The organism is Roseovarius sp. A46 (assembly GCF_004126395.1).
In the GTDB taxonomy this organism is placed as follows: Bacteria; Pseudomonadota; Alphaproteobacteria; order Rhodobacterales; family Rhodobacteraceae; genus Roseovarius; species Roseovarius nitratireducens.
In genome coordinates, this window is sequence record NZ_PVWS01000061.1 from 1 (window position 1) to 2500 (window position 2500).

Annotated in this window: 1 tRNA gene and 2 rRNA genes (1 of these 3 cut by a window edge); all 3 read right to left on the bottom strand. The window is 55.9% G+C overall.

Going from position 1 to position 2500, the window contains the following annotated elements:
• Nucleotides 1-61 precede the first annotated feature (61 nt).
• Nucleotides 62-138, bottom strand: a tRNA-Met gene (locus C6W92_RS17235).
• A 44-nt stretch (nucleotides 139-182) separates the two neighbouring features.
• A 5S ribosomal RNA gene (gene rrf / locus C6W92_RS17240) occupies nucleotides 183-297 on the bottom strand.
• A gap of 104 nt (nucleotides 298-401) precedes the next feature.
• A 23S ribosomal RNA gene (locus tag C6W92_RS17245) occupies nucleotides 402-2500 on the bottom strand; it runs 1461 nt beyond the window's last position.

Consider the following 2500-nt stretch of genomic DNA (forward strand, 5'->3'; position numbering starts at 1 on the left):
TGCAAACCGCGAACGCCGCCCCGGAGGGCGGCGTTCAAGCGTTTGGTTCAGCGCTGTATTCTGGTTGCGGGAGTAGGATTTGAACCTACGACCTTCAGGTTATGAGCCTGACGAGCTACCTGGCTGCTCCATCCCGCGGTGTATGTTTGTTATCGTTGAGAGATTTATCGGGGGATTTCCAGGTTTGGCGGCGACCTACTCTCCCACGTCTTGAGACGCAGTACCATTGGCGCGACGGCACTTAACGGCCGGGTTCGGGATGGGACCGGGTGTTTTGCTCGTGCTATGGCCACCAAACCGGGGAATCCCCTGATTGATACAATCGGCCCTTTTGGGGCTGTCCATGTCAAGCTGACACGTTTTGGCGTATGCTTTTTGGTCCAGTCTTTCTGTTACTGGATCAAATCAAGCCTATCGGGCGATTAGTACCGGTCAACTGAGCGCATTGCTGCGCTTACATCTCCGGCCTATCGACGTGGTGGTCTACCACGGCCCTCGGGGATACCTTGTTTTGAGGGGGGCTTCCCGCTTAGATGCCTTCAGCGGTTATCCTGTCCGGACATAGCTACCCTGCACTGCGGCTGGCGCCACAACAGGTCCACCAGTGGTCCGTTCACCCCGGTCCTCTCGTACTAGGGGCAACTCCTCTCAAGTATCCTACACCCACGGCAGATAGGGACCGAACTGTCTCACGACGTTCTAAACCCAGCTCACGTACCTCTTTAAATGGCGAACAGCCATACCCTTGGGACCTGCTCCAGCCCCAGGATGAGATGAGCCGACATCGAGGTGCCAAACACTGCCGTCGATATGGACTCTTGGGCAGTATCAGCCTGTTATCCCCGGCGTACCTTTTATCCGTTGAGCGATGGCCCTTCCACTCGGGACCACCGGATCACTATGGCCGACTTTCGTCTCTGCTCGACTTGTCAGTCTCGCAGTCAGGCTGGCTTATGCCATTGCACTCAACGAGCGATTTCCGACCGCTCTGAGCCAACCTTCGCGCGCCTCCGTTACGCTTTAGGAGGCGACCGCCCCAGTCAAACTACCCGCCACGCAGGGTCCCGGACCCGGATAACGGGCCGCGGTTAGACATCAAGAGTGCGAAGGGTGGTATCTCAAGGGAGGCTCCACCGCGACTGGCGTCACGGGTTCAAAGCCTACCACCTATCCTGCACATCACAATCCTGATGCCAGTGCGAAGCTGTAGTAAAGGTGCACGGGGTCTTTCCGTCTGACCGCGGGAAGCCTGCATCTTGACAGGCAATTCAATTTCGCTGAGTCGATGTTGGAGACAGCGGGGAAGTCGTTACGCCATTCGTGCAGGTCGGAACTTACCCGACAAGGAATTTCGCTACCTTAGGACCGTTATAGTTACGGCCGCCGTTTACCTGGGCTTCAATTCAAGGCTCTCACCTCTCCTTTTAACCTTCAGGCACCGGGCAGGCGTCAGACCCTATACGTCGTCTTGCGACTTCGCAGAGCCCTGTGTTTTTAGTAAACAGTCGCCACCCCCTGGTTTGTGCCCCCGGATCCAAGTTGCCTTGAACCCGGGCCTCCTTCTCGCGAACTTACGGAGGTATTTTGCCGAGTTCCTTCAACATCGTTCTCTCAAGCGCCTTGGTATGCTCTACCAGTCCACCTGTGTCGGTTTAGGGTACGATCTCATGATGGAGCTATTTCCAGGAACCGCTCAGCGGCCCGCCCAATCCGATAAGGGCGAACAACCTCCGCGATCCGTCACTTCCATCTGGCCCAGGAATATTAACCTGGTTCCCATCGACTACGCCTTTCGGCCTCGCCTTAGGGGTCGGCTTACCCTGCTCAGATTAGCTTTAAGCAGGAACCCTTGGACTTTCGGCGGGAGGGTCTCTCACCCTCCTTGTCGCTACTCATGTCATCATTCTCACTAGTGATCTCTCCACCGGATGGCTCACGCCCCGGCTTCATCGAAAATCTCGCCCCTCCCATGCGGGCGAGCCCGCAAAAGAGGAATGAGACTGTATCACACTACGCTCTGCTACCATGCCTTACGGCATCCTAAGCTTCGGCTCATGGCTTGAGCCCCGTTACATCTTCGCCGCAGGACAACTTGTTTAGACCAGTGAGCTGTTACGCTATCTTTAAAGGATGGCTGCTTCTAAGCCAACCTCCTGGTTGTTTTGGTCGTCCCACCTGCTTTCCCACTTAGCCATGAATTGGGGGCCTTAGCTGTAGGTCAGGGTTGTTTCCCTCTCGACGACGGACGTTAGCATCCGCCGTCTGTCTGCCATCTAGTACTCCCCGGTATTCGGAGTTTGGTTAGGATCAGTAAGCCTGTGGGGCCCCATTACCCATCCAGTGCTCTACCCCCGGGGGTATTCGGATGACGCTCTACCTAAATAGATTTCGCAGAGAACCAGCTATCTCCGAGTTTGATTGGCCTTTCACCCCTAGGCACAACTCATCCCGACCTTTTTCAACAGGTGTGGGTTCGGACCTCCAGTTGGTGTTACCCAAC